The 19311-nt window shown below is 74.1% G+C and carries 18 protein-coding genes and 1 tRNA gene; 12 read left to right on the top strand and 7 right to left on the bottom strand.

From position 1 onward, the window contains the following. Positions 1-99: 99 nt before the first annotated feature. Positions 100-795: a tyrosine-protein phosphatase gene (locus tag A6F73_RS15350; RefSeq protein WP_063348324.1), complete on the bottom strand. Its 696-nt coding sequence runs from the start codon at positions 793-795 to the stop codon at positions 100-102. Positions 796-850: 55 nt separating this feature from the next. After that, positions 851-1615, bottom strand: a complete 765-nt coding sequence (locus A6F73_RS15345) for an SDR family oxidoreductase (protein ID WP_063348323.1) — start codon at positions 1613-1615, stop codon at positions 851-853. A 165-nt stretch (positions 1616-1780) separates the two neighbouring features. Here A6F73_RS15345 and A6F73_RS15340 point away from each other — a divergent pair, with 165 nt between their 5' ends. Together A6F73_RS15340 and A6F73_RS15335 are read left to right on the top strand one after the other, a co-directional pair. Beyond that, positions 1781-2536, top strand: a complete 756-nt coding sequence (locus A6F73_RS15340) for a nucleotidyltransferase domain-containing protein (RefSeq protein WP_063348322.1) — start codon at positions 1781-1783, stop codon at positions 2534-2536. 37 nt (positions 2537-2573) lie between these two features. After that, a tRNA-Lys gene (locus A6F73_RS15335) sits at positions 2574-2646 on the top strand. Between the two features lie 128 nt (positions 2647-2774). Here A6F73_RS15335 and A6F73_RS15330 read toward each other — a convergent pair. After that, positions 2775-3857, bottom strand: coding sequence for an acyl-CoA desaturase (locus A6F73_RS15330; RefSeq protein WP_063348321.1), 1083 nt, complete (start codon positions 3855-3857; stop codon positions 2775-2777). 465 nt (positions 3858-4322) lie between these two features. Here A6F73_RS15330 and A6F73_RS15325 point away from each other — a divergent pair, with 465 nt between their 5' ends. The 8 genes from A6F73_RS15325 to A6F73_RS15290 all read left to right on the top strand — a co-directional run bounded on the left by A6F73_RS15325 (position 4323) and on the right by A6F73_RS15290 (position 13911). Further along, positions 4323-6071: an LCP family protein gene (locus tag A6F73_RS15325; protein WP_244293397.1), complete on the top strand. Its 1749-nt coding sequence runs from the start codon at positions 4323-4325 to the stop codon at positions 6069-6071. Between the two features lie 216 nt (positions 6072-6287). After that, positions 6288-6737 carry an SRPBCC domain-containing protein gene (locus A6F73_RS15320; RefSeq protein WP_063348320.1) on the top strand — a complete coding sequence of 150 codons (450 nt, stop codon included), beginning with the start codon at positions 6288-6290 and terminating at the stop codon, positions 6735-6737. 248 nt (positions 6738-6985) lie between these two features. Then, positions 6986-7786 (top strand): VOC family protein, encoded by an 801-nt coding sequence (locus tag A6F73_RS15315; RefSeq protein WP_063348319.1) that lies wholly within the window; start codon positions 6986-6988, stop codon positions 7784-7786. A gap of 151 nt (positions 7787-7937) precedes the next feature. Next, positions 7938-8684, top strand: a complete 747-nt coding sequence (locus tag A6F73_RS15310; protein ID WP_063348318.1) for a beta-phosphoglucomutase family hydrolase — start codon at positions 7938-7940, stop codon at positions 8682-8684. A 22-nt stretch (positions 8685-8706) separates the two neighbouring features. Further along, complete coding sequence (locus A6F73_RS15305) at positions 8707-11112, top strand: glycosyl hydrolase family 65 protein (RefSeq protein ID WP_063348317.1); 2406 nt, start codon at positions 8707-8709, stop codon at positions 11110-11112. 114 nt (positions 11113-11226) lie between these two features. After that, positions 11227-12960 carry a pyruvate dehydrogenase gene (locus A6F73_RS15300; protein WP_279634903.1) on the top strand — a complete coding sequence of 578 codons (1734 nt, stop codon included), beginning with the start codon at positions 11227-11229 and terminating at the stop codon, positions 12958-12960. A gap of 88 nt (positions 12961-13048) precedes the next feature. Next, positions 13049-13681: an XRE family transcriptional regulator gene (locus A6F73_RS15295; protein WP_063348316.1), complete on the top strand. Its 633-nt coding sequence runs from the start codon at positions 13049-13051 to the stop codon at positions 13679-13681. Positions 13682-13713: 32 nt separating this feature from the next. Next, the gene (locus A6F73_RS15290; protein WP_063348315.1) at positions 13714-13911 is read left to right on the top strand and encodes a DUF6126 family protein; all 198 of its coding nucleotides are present in this window, start codon (positions 13714-13716) and stop codon (positions 13909-13911) included. Between the two features lie 22 nt (positions 13912-13933). Here A6F73_RS15290 and A6F73_RS15285 read toward each other — a convergent pair whose 3' ends face one another. From A6F73_RS15285 to A6F73_RS15275, 3 genes are all read right to left on the bottom strand, one after another. After that, entirely contained in the window at positions 13934-15361 is a 1428-nt protein-coding gene (locus A6F73_RS15285; protein WP_063348314.1) for a PLP-dependent aminotransferase family protein, read from the bottom strand. Positions 15362-15412: 51 nt separating this feature from the next. Continuing rightward, positions 15413-16333: an undecaprenyl-diphosphate phosphatase gene (locus A6F73_RS15280; RefSeq protein ID WP_063348313.1), complete on the bottom strand. Its 921-nt coding sequence runs from the start codon at positions 16331-16333 to the stop codon at positions 15413-15415. Between the two features lie 147 nt (positions 16334-16480). Further along, positions 16481-17293 (bottom strand): NRDE family protein, encoded by an 813-nt coding sequence (locus A6F73_RS15275; RefSeq protein ID WP_063348312.1) that lies wholly within the window; start codon positions 17291-17293, stop codon positions 16481-16483. Positions 17294-17536: 243 nt separating this feature from the next. Between A6F73_RS15275 and A6F73_RS15270 the strand changes: the two genes are divergently transcribed. Beyond that, positions 17537-18022, top strand: a complete 486-nt coding sequence (locus tag A6F73_RS15270) for a carboxymuconolactone decarboxylase family protein (RefSeq protein ID WP_063348311.1) — start codon at positions 17537-17539, stop codon at positions 18020-18022. An 11-nt stretch (positions 18023-18033) separates the two neighbouring features. Beyond that, positions 18034-18858: an isocitrate lyase/phosphoenolpyruvate mutase family protein gene (locus A6F73_RS15265; protein ID WP_244293396.1), complete on the top strand. Its 825-nt coding sequence runs from the start codon at positions 18034-18036 to the stop codon at positions 18856-18858. A gap of 173 nt (positions 18859-19031) precedes the next feature. Here A6F73_RS15265 and A6F73_RS15260 read toward each other — a convergent pair whose 3' ends face one another. Continuing rightward, on the bottom strand, positions 19032-19289 hold the full coding sequence (locus tag A6F73_RS15260; protein WP_063348310.1) for a hypothetical protein: 258 nt from the start codon (positions 19287-19289) through the stop codon (positions 19032-19034). Positions 19290-19311 lie beyond the last annotated feature (22 nt).

Here is a 19311-nt window from a genome sequence, read left to right as displayed (position 1 = left end):
CACCGCCCCCGACCCCGCCGTCCACCAGGGGGAGGACACCGGCCCGCCCGCCCAGTGGTGGTGCTTCGAAGGCCAGGAGCAGGTGCGTCCCCGGGCCGGTCAGGCCGACAGGTTGGTGCGCAGGGCGGTCAGCTCCTCGTCGGTGACGCCGTGGGCGCGGAGGTAGGCGGGGAGGGAGGAGTGCCGGGTGTGGATCCAGCCCAGGGCGGAGGCGAGGAGTTCGGCGGTGACGGGGCGGGAGACGCGTTCGGTGCCGGTCTCGTCGACGTAGGGGGTGGGGCCCCGGTCGAGGCCGAGGCCGACGTTGGAGAGCAGGAAGTCGGCGGTGACGTCGGCCTCCGAGGCGCCGAGCAGGGACTGCAGGACGGCGATGGTCAGGCCGGTGCGGTCCTTGCCGACGGCGCAGTGCACGAGGGCGGGCAGCGCGCCGGGGGCGGCGAGGCGGCGGACGACGGCGGCGAGGGACGGGCCGGCGGTCTGGGCCATGAAGGGGTAGAGCGCCGCCTGGTCCTCGGGCCAGGGCTGGTCGACGTCCTCGCGGTTGGCGGGCAGGGTCGGCAGGTTGAGGGCCTCGTGGTCGAGGCCGTGCCGCAGGTCGGGCCAGACCTCCAGCTCGACCGGACTGCGCAGGTCGAGGACGGTGCGCAGGCCGAGGGCCTTGAGGCGCCGGGCGCCCTCGTCGGTGAGGGTGTGGAAGGAGCCGGAGCGGTAGAGCACGCCCCGCCGCAGGGCGCCGATCCCGCCCGCGTCACGGAAGTTGCGCACACCGGGGATGTCGATGAAGGCGTCGGTCATGGCCCCACGGTACGGGCGGCGGGCGGGCCGGCGGAAGGAAACCGGAGGGAACCTTTCAGCGCCCGCCGGAGACGTCCAGGAACGCGTTGGTGGTGTACGAGGCGGCGGGGGAGAGCAGGAAGAGGATCGCCTCGGCGACCTCCTCCGCCCGTCCGCCGCGTCGCATCGGCAGTCCGGGGGCGACCCGGTCGACCCGGCCGGGCTCGCCGCCGAGGGCGTGGATGTCGGTGTGGATCAGGCCGGGGCGGACGGCGTTGACCCGGATCCCCTCGGCGGCGACCTCCAGGGCGAGGCCGCGGGTCATCGAGTCGACGGCGCCCTTGGCGGCCGCGTAGTCGACGTACTCGTTGGGCGAGCCGAGCCGCGAGGCGGCCGAGGACACGTTGACGATGGCACCGCCGCGGCCGCCGTGCCGGGTGGACATCCGGCGGACGGCCTGGGCCGCGCACAGGAACGGGCCGGTGATGTTGGCGGCCCAGATCCGGTTCAGCCGGTCCTCGTCGATGTCCTCCAGCCGGCACTGCTTCTCCAGCGTGCCGGCGTTGTTCACCAGGCCGGTGAGCAGCCCGAGTTCGGCGTCCACGGTGGTGAACAGCCGCTCCACCTCGGCGGTGCGGGTGACGTCGGCCCGGACGGCGAGTGCGGTGCCGCCCGCGGCCCGGACGGCGTCCACCACGGCGGTGGCCGAGGCCTCGTCCGTGCGGTAGTTGACGCAGACCCGGTAGCCGCGCCGGGCGGCGAGCAGGGCGGTGGCGGCGCCGATGCCGCGGCCGGCGCCGGTGACGATCAGGACGCCGTCGTCGGGGATGGTGGTCGACATGGTCGGTACGCTACCCGGCGGACCGGCCGGGGTGGGCCCCGGCGCGGAAATCGTTCGCCCGGAGCGGCCCGGACCGGCGAGGATGCGGTAGCGGCGCCGCCATCACCCTCACCGCCGGCACCGCCCTGCCAGCCTGCCAGCCTGCCGGTCGAGAGGAGACCGACGATGCCCGACGCACCCGCACCCGCCGTCCCCGGCACCGTCCTGCTCTCCGGCGTGGTCGGCTCCACCGCGTACGGCTTCGCCCACGCCGGCTCCGACGTCGACCGGCTCGGCCTGTACGCCGCCCCCACCGAGGAACTGCACGGTCTGCACCGCCCGGCCGAGTCGCACGTCACCACCGGGCCCGACGTCACCCTGCACGAGGCCGCCAAGTGGTGCCGTCTGGCGCTGTCCTGCAACCCGACCGCCTCCGAGCTCGTCTGGCTGCCGGACGACCTGTACGAGATCCGCACCCCGCTCGGTGCCGAGCTGGTCGAGATCCGCTCGAGTTTCCTCAGTGAATCGGCCGTCCGGAAGGCCTATCTCGGTTACGCAGAGCAGCAGTTCCGCAAACTGCTGACCCGCGACACCACCGACCCGGTCACCCGCGGCCGGGCCGCCAAGCACGCCCGGCACCTGGTCCGGCTGGTCGCGCAGGCCGTCCGGCTGCACGAGACCGGCCACAACCTGGTCCGCCTCGCCGACCCCGGACACGTCCGCGACCTCGGCGAACGCATCGCCGACCGCCCCGCCGTCGCCGAGTCCCTGCTCGCCGACGCCGCCGATCGCCTGGCCCGCCCCGGCGTCCTCCCCGCCGCCCCGGACCCGCGCCCCGCCGAATCCTGGCTCCGCCGCGTCCGCGCCGCCCACTACGCTCCGCCCCCCGCCCCCGGCGCGCCCGCGCAATCCACTGGCGGAGCCCTGCGCCCCACCGGGTAGGATCACGGTGGCCCTCCCCAACCGGGACGAGGGCCACGGGCCACTAGCTCAATTGGCAGAGCTGCGGACTTTTAATCCGTAGGTTCAGGGTTCGAGCCCCTGGTGGCCCACCGAACCGAGGCCAGGTCAGAAACCCTCTGACCTGGCCTTTTGCATGTCCGCCGCCGGTGAACGCACTGCGGCACCCCGGCTGGTCGAGTAGCCGGGGTGCCGCGGTGTGGTGTGGGTCGTGGGCGGGTCAGCCCGCGGCGCGGATCGGGGCGCCGGTCTGGTGGAGGTGGGTGAGGATCTCGCGGTACGAGCGGAAGAGGCCGGTCTCGTAGTAGGCGATCTCCTTCTCGGCGCAGAAGTCGCGGGTGAGGACGGCGGCGCGGCGCAGGGCCGGGGTGGGCATGCTGGGGAAGAGGTGGTGCTCGACCTGGTAGTTGAGGCCGCCCATCAGGGCGTCGATGAAGTAGCCGCCGCGGACGTTGCGGGAGGTGAGGACCTGGCGGCGGAGGAAGTCGAGCCGCATGCCGGGCGTCACCATCAGCATGCCCTTGTGGTTGGGGGCGAAGACGCAGCCCAAGTAGACGCCGAGCAGGGCCTGGTGGACGGCGAGGAAGGCGAAGGCCTTGCCGACCGGGAGGGCGGCGAAGACCAGCCCGAGGTAGGCGGCGAAGTGGGCGACCAGCAGGAAGCCCTCCAGGTACGGGCGCTTCATGATCGGGCTGCGCAGCGCGCGGAAGCTGTTGTAGCTGAGGTTGAGGCCTTCGAGCAGGAGCAGCGGGAAGAAGAGGAACGCCTGGCGGCGGCCGATGAAGCGGGCGATTCCGCTGGCCCTCCTGGCCTGGTCCTGGGACCAGACGACGAGGTCGGGGGAGACGTCCGGGTCCCGCTCCTCGTGGTTGGGGTTGGCGTGGTGGCGGGTGTGCTTGTTCATCCACCAGCCGTAGCTCATGCCCATCAGGAGGTTGGCGACGATGCGGCCGCCGATCTCGCCGGCGCGGCGCCCGGTGAACACCTGGCGGTGCGCCAGGTCGTGGGCCATCAGTCCGAGTTGGGCGAAGACGATGGACATCGCGGCGGCCAGGCCGAGTTGGAGCCAGGTGTCGCCGAGGGCGAACATGGCCCACCAGCCGCCGAGGAACGCGGCGAGGACGAGGCCCGCGCGGACGGTGTAGTAGACCGGGCGTCGGTCGAGCAGGGCCTCGGCGCTGATCCGGCCGAGCAGTTGGGCGAAGTCGCTCCCGCCGGTTCCGGGCGGGGCGGTGTCCGGTGGTCCGGCGGGCGGCTGCGGCCGGGTTTTCGCGGTCGGCGTCCCCGCGGTATCGGTGGTCATGGTGCTGAGTCTGGTCTAGCGAACGGGCCTTGAGAAACGGGGGCATCCCCCTGGGGCGGGGTGAGGATAACCCCCGGACCGTCCCGGGCGGCGGCGGACGTGCGGCGCGTGGTGCCGGATGGTGCCGCTGGGGCGGGGAGAGGTGGCGTAGGTCACGTCGTAATCGGCTGGTTTCGGGTGTTCTGTGGCGAGCTTGCGCCGTGGTGGCCGGGGTTGGTGGTGGACCGGAGGTCGGTGACCGCGTCGGGCCTAAATATGATCGGAAGCCACGTTCATCGGTTTGTACCGATGTTCGTATGTGCAACCTGGGAACGGCTCCGACCGTCTCCCTGTGTGCGGTGCGCCAGATCGTCCGGGGCGTCGCTTCCGTCGGTGAAAGGTACGCGCATGTCAGGTCAGTGGGGCGAGGGCCCGGCTCGGGGGGAGAACGCACCCGGCGCGCTCACGACGGGGAGCGATGGGTCCGTGCCGCCGCCGCGTACCGGCGGCCGGGCGGAGGCCCGACGCGCCGCCCAGGGCAAGGGCGCTGGCCGCGCTGGCAAGGACGGCGGCAAGGACGCGGGCAAGGACGGCGGTCGGGGCGCGGGCAAGGACGGCGGCAGGCCTGAGGCGGCGGCGGCCGGCGGCGGCCGGGCGGCGGCGCGCAACAGCCGCAAGCCCAAGAAGAACGTGAAGAAGATCGTCGCCTGGTCGGCGGCCGGCGTGCTGGTGCTGATCGCGGGCGCCGGCGGGGCGATCTACTTCAAGCTGAACGCCAACATCAAGTCCTTCGACGGCGACGCGATAGCCACCGACCGCCCGCCGGAGGCGCAGGCCGACGCGGACGGCAACAAGCCGGTCAACGTCCTGCTGATCGGTTCGGACAGCCGCGGCGGCAACAACTCGGACCTCGGCGGCGGCGAGGACGGCGGCGCCCGCTCGGACACCACGATCCTGCTGCACGTCTACGCCGACCACAAGCACGCCGTGGGCATCTCGATCCCGCGCAACGCGAAGGTCCCGATCCCGCCCTGCAAGCTGCCCAACGGCAAGTGGACCAAGGGGGCGTCCAGCGACCTGTTCAACGCGGCCTTCTCGGTCGGCGGCAGCGACGGCGGCAACCCGGCCTGCGCCCAGAACACGGTGGAGAAGCTCACCGGGATCCGGGTCGACCACACCATCGTGGTCGACTTCAACGGCTTCTCCGCGATGACCAAGGCCGTGAACGGTGTCGACGTCTGCCTGCCGAAGGCCATCTACGAGGGCGACGTCAACCCCAACCTGCACAGGAAGGGCGACCTCGTCCTGCCGCAGGGCAAGCAGACCGTGCAGGGCCAGCAGGCGCTGGACTACGTGCGCCTGCGGCACGGCATCGGCGACGGCTCCGACATCGGCCGGATGAAGCGCCAGCAGGCCTTCCTCAGCTCGCTCGCGAGCAAGGTCAAGAAGGACGGGCTGAGCCCCACCAACCTGCTGCCGCTGGCCGACGCCGCGACCAAGTCGCTGGTGGTCGACCCGGGGCTGGCCTCCGCGGACAAGCTGCTCTCCTTCGGGCTGTCGCTCAAGAACATCGACATGCACGACCTCAAGTTCGTGACGGCGCCCTGGCGTTACCGCACCCAGGACAAGGACCTCGACCTGGTCCAGCCGGACGCCAACAAGCTCTGGGAGACCCTCAAGGCCGACCAGACCATCGACGGGCAGAACGCCACCGGCCAGCAGCCGGACGCGGCCGCCAGCCCGAGCGCACCGGCCGCGTCGCAGTCGGCCGCGTCCAGCGCGCCCGCCGCGTCGGCCGCGGACGCCGGCAACTCGTCGATCAAGGTGGCGGTCTACAACGGGACGACCGAGAACGGCCTGGCCGGCAAGGCGACCGCGCAGCTGAAGGCCGCCAAGTTCGTCGCCACCACGGCGGGCCAGGCGGCGAGCACCAAGTACAAGACCACCATGATCGAGTACGGCTCCGGGCAGAAGGCGAACGCCGACAAGGTCGCCGCGCTGTTCCCGGGGGCCAGCGTCGAGGCCGGCAACTCGGCGGGCGTGACCCTGATCGTCGGCAAGGACTTCTCGGCGGCCAACGGCGGCGGCGCCACCGGCCCGGCCGCCGGGACGGGCGGCGCGGCCGCGAACGGCACCCCGGCGCCCCCGGCGCCGCTGCCGACCACCGTCACCAACGACGCCCGCTCGGCGGACGACGACATCTGCGCGAACACCACCTACGGCAGCGGCGGCTGACCGCACCCGAGCCGTGGGGACGACCCCCGGGCCGGCGCCGTCCAGGGCGCGCGGGCCCGGGGGTCGTGCCATGGTGGCCGGAGAAACCGGGGAGGCGCCCGGCCCGGGCGACCTGAGGGACGGGCGACCCGAGGGACGGGGGCCCGACGCGCGGGACCCCGGCACACCGGACCCGGCCCACGGACAAGGGGGGCGCGCACCGAAAGGCGGACCCCCATGCCCGAGATCGCCCTCCAGTTCGACATCGCCGCACCCCGGGCCGTCGTCCTCGCCGCGCTCAACACGCACGACGGGCTGACCAGCTGGTGGACCACCGGCGTGGACCGGGAGGGCGACGTCCTGCTGTTCGACTTCCCCGGCGTCCCCGAGCCGTTCCGGCTGCGCCGCGAGCGGGCCGACCTGGACCGGGTGGTGTGGGCCAACGCCGGGGCCTTCCCGCCGCACTGGGCCGGCACCTGGATCAGCTGGGACCTCGCCGACCAGCCCGACGAGCCCGGCCGCACCCGGCTGCTGTTCCGGCACGGCGGCTGGCAGCCGGGCAGCGAGGACGGTGTCCCGCTGGTCGCCGGCACCTGGGCCGAACTGCTGGTCCGGCTCAAGGACTACGCGCAGAGCGGCAAGGTGCAGCCGTACTTCGTCACGGCCCAGCGGCACGACGCCGCGTGAACGGCCCCTACGGCGGCGTGAGCGGCACGACACCGCGTGAACGGCCCGCCGACGGCCAACGGGCCCCGGGCCCGTCCGATCGCCCGCCAGGGCGCCGTCCGGTGGCGGGATCGCGGCGCCGGGCCGATGGTGGGCGGTGTACCCGCCGTTCGCGCTGACGGCCGGCACCGGCAGCCCGGCACCGGGCGGCCGGGACCCGCCCGCCCCGACGACCACGCCGGCGACCACTGCCTTCGGGAGGCCCAGCAATGCCCGTAGTCACCGCTCCGTACAAGCCCGGCACCCCGTGCTGGATCGACCTGATGGCGAGCGACCAGCAGGCCGCGCTCGACTTCTACCGCGACCTGTTCGGCTGGCAGGGCGAGGTCGGCCCGGCCGAGTTCGGCGGCTACGCCGTGTGCATGCTCAACGACCGACCGGTCGCCGGGATCATGGCGCGGTCCGCGCCCGAGGGCCAGCCGCTGCCGCCCGTCGCCTGGACCACCTACCTGGCCTCGGACGACGCCGACGTGAGCGGGGCCGCCATCGCCGAGCACGGCGGCACGATCCTCTACCCGGCGATGGACGTCGGCGTGATCGGCCGGATGCTGGTCGCCGCCGACCCGACCGGCGCGGTGTTCGGCGTCTGGCAGGCGATGGACTTCATCGGCGCGGGCGTGGTCAACGAGCCCGGCGCACTGGTCTGGAACGAGCTCAACACCGCCGACACCGACGCGGCCGGCCGCTTCTACCTCCCGGCGCTCGGGCTGCGCCCGGCGACCATCCAGGGCATGGAGGGGTACTTCTCGCTCAACGCCGGCGGCCGTACGGTGGGCGGCATGCAGCCGATCCCCAAGTACCTGGGGGCGGGCACGCCCTCGCACTGGATGGCCTACTTCTCGGTGGACGACACCGACTCCACCGTGGACGCCCTGGTCAAGGCGGGCGGCTCGGTGATCCAGCCGCCGTTCGACATGCAGTCCGGCCGGATGGCGGTCGTCCAGGACCCGCAGGGCGCGGTGTTCGCGGTGGCGGAGGCCGCCGAGGCGCAGATGCCCGACTCGCCGTAACAGCAGCCGGGCACCCCCGCCGTGCCGGCGCCGGGCACCCACGAGCCCACCCGGCCGCCCACGAGCACCCGGGCAACCGGAAGCCGCCCTTCCCGCGACGCGCCGCCGGGAAATGGGCGGCTTCCCCGCGTTCCCGGGTAAGACTGCACCCATGCTGGGGCTACCGGACGACATCCGCGCTTTCCTCTTCGACCTCGACGGGGTCCTCACCCAGACCGCCAAAGTGCACGCCGCGGCCTGGAAGGACACCTTCGACTCCTTCCTGCGCGCCGAAGCCGCCCGCACCGGCGGGCAGTTCGTCCCCTTCGACGCCGTCACCGACTACGACACCTACGTGGACGGCCGCCCGAGACTGGACGGCACCCGGGCGTTCCTGCACAGCCGGGGCGTCGACCTGCCCGAGGGCACCGACGCCGATCCGCCCAACACCCCTACCGTGCACGGGATCAGCCGGGCCAAGAACGACACCGTCCTGCGGCTGATCCGCGAGCAGGGCGTCCAGCCGTACGACGGTTCGGTCGCGTACGTGCACCGGCTGCGCGCGCTCGGGCTGCCCAGCGCCGTGGTGTCCTCCAGCGCCAACTGCCGGGACGTGCTGCGGGCGGCGGGCATCGAGGGGCTGTTCGACGTGATCGTGGACGGCGTCGTCGCCCAGCGCGAGGGCCTGCCCGGCAAGCCCGCCCCCGACACCTACCTGTACGCCGCCCGCACGCTCGGCGTCGAGCCCGCGCACGCCGCCGTCTTCGAGGACGCGCTCGCCGGGGTGGCCTCCGGCCGGGCGGGCGGCTTCGGGGCCGTGGTCGGGGTCAACCGCACCGGGCAGGCCGCCGAACTGCGCCGGGACGGCGCGACCGTGGTCGTCGACGACCTCGCCGAACTGCTGGAGGAGCAGGCATGAGTGAGTGGAGCGGGGTAGTCGCATGAGTGGCTTGGACAACTTCTCCGTCGACCCCTGGCAGATCGCCGAGCAGGGCCTGGACCTGACCGCGATGGCCCGCGCCGAGTCGCTGTTCGCGCTGTCCAACGGCCACATCGGCCTGCGCGCCAACCTGGACGAGGGCGAGCCGCACGGCCTCCCCGGCACCTACCTGAACGGTGTCTTCGAGCTCCGCCCGCTGCCGTACGGCGAGGGCGGCTACGGCTACCCGGAGTCCAGCCAGAGCGTCATCAACGTGACCAACGGCAAGATCATCCGGCTGTTGGTCGACGACGAGCCCTTCGACCTGCGCTACGGCGAACTCATCCGCCACAAGCGCTGGTTGGACTTCCGGGAGGGGATGCTGCACCGCGAGGCCGAGTGGACCTCCCCGGCCGGCCGGACCATCCGGGTGCGCTCCTCCCGGCTGGTCTCGCTCACCCAGCGCGCGGTCGCCGCGGTCGAGTACAGCGTCGAGGCGGTGGACGGGCCGGTGCGGATCGTGCTCCAGTCCGAGCTGGTCGCCAACGAGCAGCTGCCCGGCGGCCCCGAGGGCGATCCGCGGGCCTCCGCCGTGCTGGAGGCGCCGTTGCAGCCCGAGGTGCACCACGCGAGCGGCACCAAGGCCGTCCTGGTGCACCGCACCCGCTACAGCGCGATCCGGGTCGCCGCCGGGATGGACCACGTGATCGAGGGCCCGGAGGAGCTCGAAACCGTCGCCGAGGCCGAGGCCGACCACTGCCGGATCAGCGTCACCACCGTGCTCCGGCCCGGACAGCGGCTGCGGCTGGTCAAGTTCATGGCCTACGGCTGGTCGGGGACGCGCTCGCTGCCCGCCGTCCGGGACCAGGTGGAGGCCGCGCTGACCGCCGCCCGGTACACCGGCTGGGACGGTCTGGCCGCCGAACAGGCCGACTACCTCAAGGAGTTCTGGGAGACCAGCGACGTCGAGATCGAAGGCGACGTCGAACTCCAGCAGGCCGTCCGGTTCGCCGTCTTCCACGTCCTCCAGGCCGGCGCCCGCAGCGAGGAACGGGCCATCCCCGCCAAGGGGTTGACCGGCCCGGGTTACGACGGCCACAGCTTCTGGGACACCGAGACCTTCGTCCTGCCGGTGCTCACCTACTGCCTGCCCGGGGCCGTCAACCAGGCCCTGCGCTGGCGGCACACCACGCTGCCGCTGGCCCGCGAGCGGGCCGCCCAACTCGGCCTGGCCGGAGCGGTGTTCCCCTGGCGCACCATCCGCGGCGAGGAGTGCTCCGGGTACTGGCCGGCCGGTACCGCCGCCTTCCACATCGGCGCCGACATCGCCGCCGCCGTCGCCCGCTACGTCCGGGCCACCGGGGACGCCGAGTTCGAGCGCGCGTACGGGCTCGAACTGCTCGTGGAGACCGCCCGGATGTGGCGCTCGCTCGGCCACCACGACGTCTCGGGCAAGTTCCGCATCGAGGGCGTCACCGGCCCGGACGAGTACAGCGCCGTCGCCGACAACAACGTGTTCACCAACCTGATGGCGCAGACGAACCTGCGCGCCGCCGCCGAGGCCGCCGCCCGCCACCCGCACGAGGCCGCCGAACTCGGCGTCGACACCGAGGAGACCGCCGCCTGGCGGGACGCCGCGGCCGCGATGTACATCCCGTACGACGAGGACCTCGGCGTGCACCCGCAGGCCGACGGCTTCACCCACCACCAGGTCTGGGACTTCGAGCACACCCCGCCCGAGAAGTACCCGCTGCTGCTGCACTACCCGTACTTCGACCTGTACCGCAAGCAGGTGGTCAAGCAGGCCGACCTGGTGCTCGCCATGCAGGTCCGCGGCGACGCGTTCACCGACGAGCAGAAGGCCCGCAACTTCGCCTACTACGAGCGGCTCACCGTCCGCGACTCCTCGCTCTCCGCGTGCACCCAGGCGGTGATCGCCGCCGAGGTCGGCCAGCTCGACCTCGCGTACGACTACACGGCCGAGGCGGCGCTGATGGACCTGCACGACCTCGGCGGCAACACCCGCGACGGCCTGCACATGGCCTCGCTCGCGGGCGCCTGCATCGCCCTGGTGGCGGGCTTCGGGGGGCTGCGCGACCACAGCGACTCGCTGTCCTTCCGGCCCCGGCTGCCGGGCGGGCTGATGAGGCTCGGGTTCTCGCTGATGGTCCGCGGGCAGTTGCTGGGCGTCCAGATCACCCACGAGGGGACGACGTACGCGCTGCGCCGCGGCGAGGTGCTGCACCTGTGGCACGACGGCGAGCCGGTGCAGGTGAAGGCCGGGCAGCCGGTCACCCTGCCGACCACCGCGCCGCCGGCAAAGGAGCGGTGCGGCCAGCCGCCCGGCCGCGAGCCCGCCCGGCGGCAGGCGCAGGCGGGCCTGGTCAGCGGCAAGCTCGGGCAGCAGGACCACCTGGCGGCGGAGTAGCCGCACCAGCCGGTCGTTCACCTGTTCGGGTCCGCTCCGGGTGCGGGGCGGGCCCGGCCGTCGGAGGGTGCAGGTGTCCTGCGGCAGTCGGCGGCCGGTGATTGGAGAGCACCCGTGGCGAGCGTGGCCGAACAGATGGTGGAGGTGCTCCGGCAGGCCGGGGTCGAGCGGGTCTACGGCGTGGTCGGAGACAGCCTCAACCCGGTCGTGGACGCGATCCGGCGGACCGACGGCATCAGCTGGGTGCACGTGCGCAACGAGGAGGCGGGCGCCTTCGCGGCGGCCGCCGAGGCCGAGCTCAGCGGCCGGCTCGCGGTCTGCGCCGGCTCCTGCGGGCCCGGCAACACCCACCTCGTCCAGGGCCTGTACGACGCCCAGCGCAGCGGCCTGCCGGTGCTGGCGCTCGCCTCGCACATCCCGTCCGGGCAGATCGGCACCGGCTTCTTCCAGGAGACCCACCCCGAGCGGGTGTTCACCGACTGCAGCTCCTGGTGCGAGATGCTCTCCACCCCCGCCCAGCTGCCCCGGCTGATGCGGATCGCCATCCAGCACGCGCTCGGCTCGCACGGCGTCTCGGTGCTGGCCTTCCCCGGGGACGTCGCCGCGCTCCCCGCCGCCGGGCCCACCGGGACCAGCCACTTCCTCACCGAGCAGGCCGTCGCCGCGCCGCCGTGGTCCCAGGTGCAGGAGCTGGCCCGGCTGCTCAACGCGGCCCGCAAGGTCGCCCTGTTCTGCGGTGCGGGGGTGCGCGGGGCGCACGGCGAGGTGATGGAGGCGGCCCGGGCCCTGAACGCGCCGGTCGGGCACTCCCTGCGCGGCAAGGAGTGGATCCAGTACGACAACCCGTACGACGTCGGCATGAGCGGCCTGCTCGGCTACGGCGCCTGCCACGAGGCGCTGCACTCCGCCGACCTGGTGCTGCTGCTCGGCACCGACTTCCCGTACGACTCCTTCCTGCCGCAGGCGCACACCGTCCAGGTCGACCACGACGCCACCCGGCTGGGCCGCCGCACCGCGCTCGAACTGGCCGTCCACGGCGATGTCGCCGCCACCCTGCGGGCCGTCCTGCCGCTGTTGGACGCCAAGCGCGACCGCGCCTTCCTCGACGGGATGCTGCGCAAGCACTGCCGCTCGCTGGAGGACGTGGTCGGCGCCTACACCCGGGACATCGAGAAGCACCTGCCGATCCACCCCGAGTACGTCGCCTCGGTGCTCGACGAGGTGGCCGCCGACGACGCGGTGTTCACCGTGGACACCGGCATGAACAACGTCTGGGCCGCCCGCTACCTCCAGCCGAACGGCCGCCGCCGGGTGATCGGCTCCTTCCTGCACGGCTCGATGGCCAACGCCCTGCCGCACGCCATCGGCGCCCAACTGGCCTGCCCCGGGCGGCAGGTGATCGCGATGGCCGGTGACGGCGGGGTCGGCATGCTGCTCGGCGAACTGCTGACGGTGGCCAAGCACCGGCTGCCGGTGAAGACCGTCGTCTTCAACAACGGGGCGCTCGGCATGATCAAGCTGGAGATGCTGGTCTCGGGCTACCCGGAGTACGAGATCGACAACGGGGACGTCGACTACGCGGGGATCGCGCGGGCGATGGGCATCCCGGCCAAGCGGGTCACCGAGCCGGGGAGGGTCCGGGAGGTGCTGGCGGAGGCGCTGGAGCGGCCCGGCCCCGCTCTGGTGGACGTGGTCACCGACCCCAACGCGCTGTCCATCCCGCCGTACATCACGGCGGCCCAGCTGAAGGGCTTCGCGCTGGCGGCCGGGCGGACGGTGCTCTCCGGCGGGGTCGGGCGCATGATCGACCTGGCCCGCAGCAACCTGCGCAACATCCCGCGGCCGTAGGCCCTGTCCGAGAGAGGGGGACTCCGGGCCCTCTTGCCTCTGAGGCAAAATTCTTGCCCGAGCGGCACGGCGGGTGTCCACTGGTCACATGACCACCAGCCCGACCGGGGACGCCGCCCCGGAAGACCGGCTCGACGACCAGGAAGTGGTCGGCCTCGCCGCCCGCCTCCGGGAACACCGGCTCAGCAGCCGCCTGACCCTCGAAGTGGCCTCCGCCAGGGTCGGGCTCTCCCCAGCCTATCTGTCCCGGCTGGAGACCGGCCGCCGCCAGCCCTCCCTCCCCGTCCTGCTCGGCCTCGCCCGCGCCTACGGCACCTCCGTCTCCGGCCTGCTCGGCGAGACCATGGCCGAACCCGACCCGGTCGTGCGCGGCGGCGCCATCGAACCCGGCCGCGCCGGCGGCTGGGGCTACCGCCGGGCCGGCGCCCCCGGCCGGGCCATGCAGGCGCTGCGCGTCCACGTGCCCCCGGGCGTGCAGGACACGGTGGTCCGGGTCCACCCCGGCGAGGAGTGGCTGTACGTCCTGCAGGGCCGGCTCAAGCTGACCCTCGGCGACCGCGTCCACCGCCTCGACGTCGGCGACTCCGCCCACTTCGACTCGCTCACCCCGCACTGCATCGCCGCCGACGCGCCGGACGGCGTCGAACTGCTCTTCGTCCACACCCTGCTGCAGAGCCCCGGCGGCGAACTCTGCCTCGGCGGCCCCGCAGCAACCCACTGACCCGACGTCAGAACCCTTGGAGGAGATCCCTCATGGCCGATCCCACCAGCCCCGACCAGGCCGCCGCGGCCACCGCCCCGGCCGCTCCGACCCCCGCCCCGCTGACCGTCGACGCCGGCATCTCGGCCAACCGCCGGGTCGGGGTCCGCCTGGTGATCTACACCGCCGGCATCCACGCCGTCGCCGGCTTCATCATGCTGCTGTTCGAACTGGGCAACCGCAACAAGTAGTCCACCGGGGCGGTCGCGGCCCTCACCGCTCGCGCAGCAGCTCGCAGAGGGCGTCCAGCGCCGCCGGGAAGGCGTGTTCGGGCGGGGACGCGTAGCCGATCACCAGAGCGGGGGCGGCGTCCGGGTCGGCGGCCGACCGGTCGGCGAGGTGCCAGGACAGCCCTTCGACGGCCAGGCCGGCGGCCTCGGCCCGGGCCAGCAGCTCCGCCTCGGACGCGGAACCGGGCGGCAGTTGGAGAACGGCGTGCAGCCCGGCGGCGATCCCGGTGACCCGCACGCGCGGGGCGTGCTCGGCGAGCGCGGCGACCAACTGGTCCCGCCGGCGCCGGTAGTGCAGCCGGCAGCGGCGGACGTGCCGGTCGTACGTCCCGGAGGTGATCAGCTCGGCGAGGGTCAGCTGGTCGAGCACCGGGGACATCGTGTCGGCCAGTCTCTTCAACCGGGCCACCGGCTCGACCAGCGCGTCCGGCAGGGCCAGCCAGGCCAGCCGCAGGCCCGGCGCGAGGCTCTTGGCGGCCGTCCCGGCGTACACCACCCGCTCCGGGTCGAGCGCCTGCATCGCGCCGACCGGCTGCCGGTCGTAGCGGAACTCGCCGTCGTAGTCGTCCTCGACGACGTACCCGTCCCGCTCGCGCGCCCAGCGCACGGCGGCGGCCCGCCGGTCGGCGGCCAGCGGCGCACCGGTGGGGAACTGGTGCGCGGGGGTGAGCAGGACGGCCCCGCACCGGCCGTCGAGCCGCTCGACCCGGGCGCCCGCCTCGTCCAGCGGCACCGGGACGGTGGCCAGCCCCGCCGCCCGGGCGACGGCGTGCTGCGGCGGCAGCCCGTACTCCTCGACCGCGAGGGCGCGGTCCCCGCGCTCCCGCAGGGCGGCGCAGAGCAGGCCCAGGCCCTGGGAGACACCGGTGCAGATCAGCAGGTGGTCGGGATCGGTGCGGACGCCGCGGACCCGCGCCAGGTAGTCGGTGAGCGCCCGCCGCAGCTCGATCCGGCCGAACGGGCTGCCGTAGCCGAAGGCCTCGTGCGGCGCGGTGGCGAGGGCCCGGCGGGCGGCGGCGAGCCAGGCGGTGCGGGGGAAGAGCGAGAGGTCGGGCCGCCCGGCCATCAGGTCGTGCCGGACGGTCCGCCGCCCCGCTGCGGGCCGGGCGGCCCGCCGGCTCCGGCCGGGCGCGGCCCGCCGGGCGACGGTGGTGCCGGAGCCCTGCCGGGAGGTGAGCCAGCCCTCCGCGGTGAGCTGCCCGTACGCCTCGACCACGGTGTTCCGGGCGATCCCGAGGTCCTCGCCGAGGGCCCGCGAGGACGGCAGCCGGGTGCCGGGCACGAGCCGCCCGTCCTGGACGGCCTCGCGCAGCGCGTCCTCCAGGGCGGCCCGCAGCCCGGCCCCGGCGGCGCGCCGCTCGGTGAGGTCCAGGTGCAAGTCGCCGCCGAAGGAAGTCCAGGAGCTGCTCACGGGCCCGATTATCGCGCGGCCCGGCATCCTCGACCCCGGGGTGGGGGCGGATCAGACCGACAGGTAGACCGCGCTGCCGACGCCGGCGAGGAAGCAGTAGAGCGCGAACGGCGTCAGGCTGCGGGTCTCGAAGTACTTGGTGAGGAAGCGCACCGAGACGTAGCCGGCGACGAAGGCGGCGATGCTGCCGGCGACGACCGGGCCGAGGACGGCGGAGTTCTCCGGCTTGAACAGCTCCGGCACCTTCAGCACGGAGGCGGCCAGGATGACCGGGGTCGCGAGCAGGAAGGAGAAGCGGGCGGCGTCCTCGTGGTGCAGGCCGCGCAGGATGCCGGCGCTCATGGTGACACCGGAGCGGCTGATGCCGGGGAAGAGCGCGAGGATCTGGGCGGCGCCGATCCAGGCGCCCTGGACGAAGCTGAGCCGGGCGAGGCGGTGGTCGGAGGCGATCGCCGGGTCGAGGCCCGGTTCCTCGGTCGGCGGGGCGGCGTGCCCGGCCCGCCGGCGGCCGGTGCCGCCGCGCTTGAGCCGTTCGGCACCGAGCAGCACCAGCCCGTTGAGGGCGAGGAAGACGGCGGCCGGGACGGGCTTGCCGAGCGCGTTGCGCAGCGCCTTCTCCAGGGCGAGGCCCGCCACCCCGACCGGGATGGTGGAGATGATCAGCAGCCAGGCGAGCTTCTCGTCCCGGCTCTCGACCCGGCGGCGGCGGATCGAGCTGAGGAAGCCGCCGATCACCCGGACCCAGTCCTTGCGGAAGAACACCACCAGGGCGAACGCGGTGGCCAGGTGCAGGCCGACCAGGACGGCGAGGTAGGAGGAGCCCTCGGCGGTCATGTCGAGGTCCCGCTGGATCTTCCCGCCGATCAGGGCGGGGAGCAGGATGCTGTGGCCCAGGCTGGAGACCGGGAAGAGTTCCGTCACACCCTGCAGTAGGCCGACGCCTATCGCTTCCGGGTAGGTCAGGGTGGACATCGCGCACCTTCGCTCGGGGGTCTGGATCCGGGGGAGCCCCGCGAAGCTACTACGGGCATGTAGACGCCCGGCAGCCCCGCCGCCAGAAGTTCATCGAGCGGACGTCTGGGCGCCACCGCTGCCGGCCAGTCGCCGGTTGGCAGCCGGTCAGCCGCCGGACCGCGCCGCCGACCCGCCTCCGCCGAGCGGCACCCGCCGCCACGCCCCGCCGTCGGCGGGCACCGGCGCGGGGGCGAAGTCGTAGCGCGGCCCGTCCGGCCCGAGCGCGAGCAGCGAGATCGAGGAGGACCCCCAGATCCGCCCGTCGCCGAAGTCCCGCCGCTGGATCAGCGCCGCGTCGTCGTCCAGCGGCAGGCCGTCGCCCGTGACGATCGGCAGCCAGTCGCCCCAAGCCCGTTCGGCGGGCCCGTCGCCGGTCGGCTCCGGCCGGGGCGCGGCGGCGAGGCGGGCCCGGAAGCGGTCGGCGCGGGCGGCCATCAGCGCGCGGATCCGCTCGGAGGCGGTCCGGTTGGCGGCCGTGCCCTCCAACCCGTCGTTGAGCACCACGCTGAGGCCGACCGGCAGTTCGCGTTCCTCCAGCCGGCCGCCGCCCCAGCTGGCGACCCGGGCGCCGTCGGGCCGGACCAGGACGAGGTGGAACGGGTCGTACGGGGTGAGGTCGAGGTGGCCGATCCCGCCGTCCCGGACGGCGGTGAGCGGCAGTTCGCCACGGGACAGCCGGGTGTCGGCGGGGGCGAGCGGCCCGAAGCCGTTCAGCAGGCAGGCGGCGGTCCGCCGCCCGGGGTCGACGGCCAGCCAGGTGCCGCCGGCGGCGAGGTCGAGTCCGCCGACCAGGGCCGGCCGGTCCGGCCAGTGGTGGTCCGGCGGCAGCCAGCCGCGCCCGAGGTACTCGTCCCGGACGGAGAGGAGCAGCACCGGCACGGCCGCTCCCGGTTCGATGCTGACGAACGCCGTACACACGATCGCGGCCCCCTGACCTCGCCCGGCGGGGGCACGCGTGGTGGCGCCCCCGCGGTCGATCCTCGCACTCCCGTTCGCGCGCCGGGAGTGCGCGTCCGCGCCCTGAGGCGCCCCAGGGCCCTCCCTTTTCGGCCGCCGCCGTGGCACACTCGCCCCACGGCCGGGCGCAGGCCGAAGTGGCCCAGGATTTCGCGGTTCAAATGCACCAGGGAACAGGTCCACCAGGTCCCTAGGCTGGTGGCCATGACGACGAACGAGCACCAGCCGACCGAGGCCCCGGTCCCGGCCCCCGCCCAGCGCCTCGCGCTGCACAGCCTGGCCCCCGACTTCTACCAGGCCATGATCGCGGTGGACCGCGCCGCCCGGAAGGGCATCGACCACACGCTCGCCGAGCTGGTCAAGGTGCACGCCTCGATGATCAACGGCTGCGCCTTCTGCATCGACATGCACAGCACCGACGCCCTGAAGGGCGGCGAGCAGGACCACCGGCTGCTCTCCCTCCCGGCCTGGCGCGAGACCCCCTGGTTCACCGCCCGGGAGCGGGCCGCGCTGGCCCTCACCGAGTCGGTCACCCTGCTGACCCAGGGCCACGTCCCGGACGCGGTCTACGCCGAGGCCGCCGCCCAGTTCGACGAGACCGAGCTGGCCCAGCTGATCGCGCTGATCGTCACCATCAACGCCTGGAACCGGATCGGGGTGGCCTCCCGGCTCAGCCCGGCCGCCAAGTGAGGCCCGGGGACATGACGAACATGGCGGACATGGTGGACGTCCAGCAGGAGAAGGCCCGGCTGCTCCGGGAACTGCACCGGCCGGGCGAGCCGCTGGTGCTCGCCAACGTGTGGGACGCGGCGAGCGCCCGCCTGGTCGCCGCCGCCGGAGCGCGGGCGGTGGCGACGGCCAGTGCGAGCGTCTCCTGGTCGCTCGGCAGCCGGGACGGCGGCGGCGCCGACCTCGAACAGGTCCTCGTACGGACGGCGCAGGTGGTCCGTGCGGTGGACCTGCCGGTCACCGCCGACCTGGAGAGCGGCTTCGCGCGGACCGCCGCCGGCGTCGGCGAGTCCGTCGCCGCGCTGCTGGCCACCGGCGCGGTCGGCGTCAACCTGGAGGACGAGGGCCGGCCGGTGGCCGAGGCCGCCGAGCGGATCGCGGCGGCCCGGGCGGCGGCGGACGCGGCGGGCGTGCCCGCCTACGTCAACGCGCGCACCGACGTGTTCCTGCACAGGATCGGCGCGCCGGAGGGCCGGCTGGACGACGCGGTGCGCCGGCTGCGGGCCTACGTCGAGGCGGGTGCGGACGGCGTGTTCGTGCCCGGTGTCGCGGACCAGGAGACGATCGCCGCGCTGGCCGCGGCCGTCCCGGTGCCGCTGAACGTGCTGGCGGGGCCGGGCGCGCCGTCCGTCCCGGAGCTGGCGAAGCTGGGCGTGGCCCGGGTGAGCCTCGGCCCCGGGCTGGCCGAGGTGGCGTACGCGGCGGTGCGCCGGGCCGCCGCGGAGGTGTACGCGAGCGGTACCTACACCGCCCTGGAGGGCGGGCTGACCTACCAGGAGCTGAACGGCCTCTTCTGAGCGGGCTTCTCGCGGTCAGATCGGCGCTGAGCGGGCCCGGCGGCGCGGGCCGGGCGGTGCTGGGTGGCGCGGGCCCGGGAACGGCGAAGCCCCGGTTGCCGCCGACGGGGGTGGCGGCAACCGGGGCGGTGCCCGGTGGGCGTGGTCAGCCGATCCGGGTCAGGCGATCCGGGTCAGCCGATCTGACCGCTGAGCCCCGGGTGGGTCATCTGGTTGGTGCCGACGGCCTCCACCTCCTGGGCGGTGTGGCCGACCACCGGCAACTTGCCGGCGGCGTGGATGGCGAGGTCGGCCGGGGAGAGGTTGAGACCGTCGGTGAGGCCCCCGGTGGCGTCCGGGGAGCTCGCGGTCTGGGTGGTGGCGGACGCCGCCGGGGCGGCGAGCGCGAGGCCCGCCATGGTGAGGGCGGCCAGGGTGGCGAGTTTCTTCATGCACTGCCGAACGACCCGGGCC

Source organism: Streptomyces sp. MJM8645 (assembly GCF_001625365.1).
In the GTDB taxonomy this organism is placed as follows: domain Bacteria; phylum Actinomycetota; class Actinomycetes; order Streptomycetales; family Streptomycetaceae; genus Kitasatospora.
This window is presented reverse-complemented; position numbering and strand designations above follow the sequence as displayed.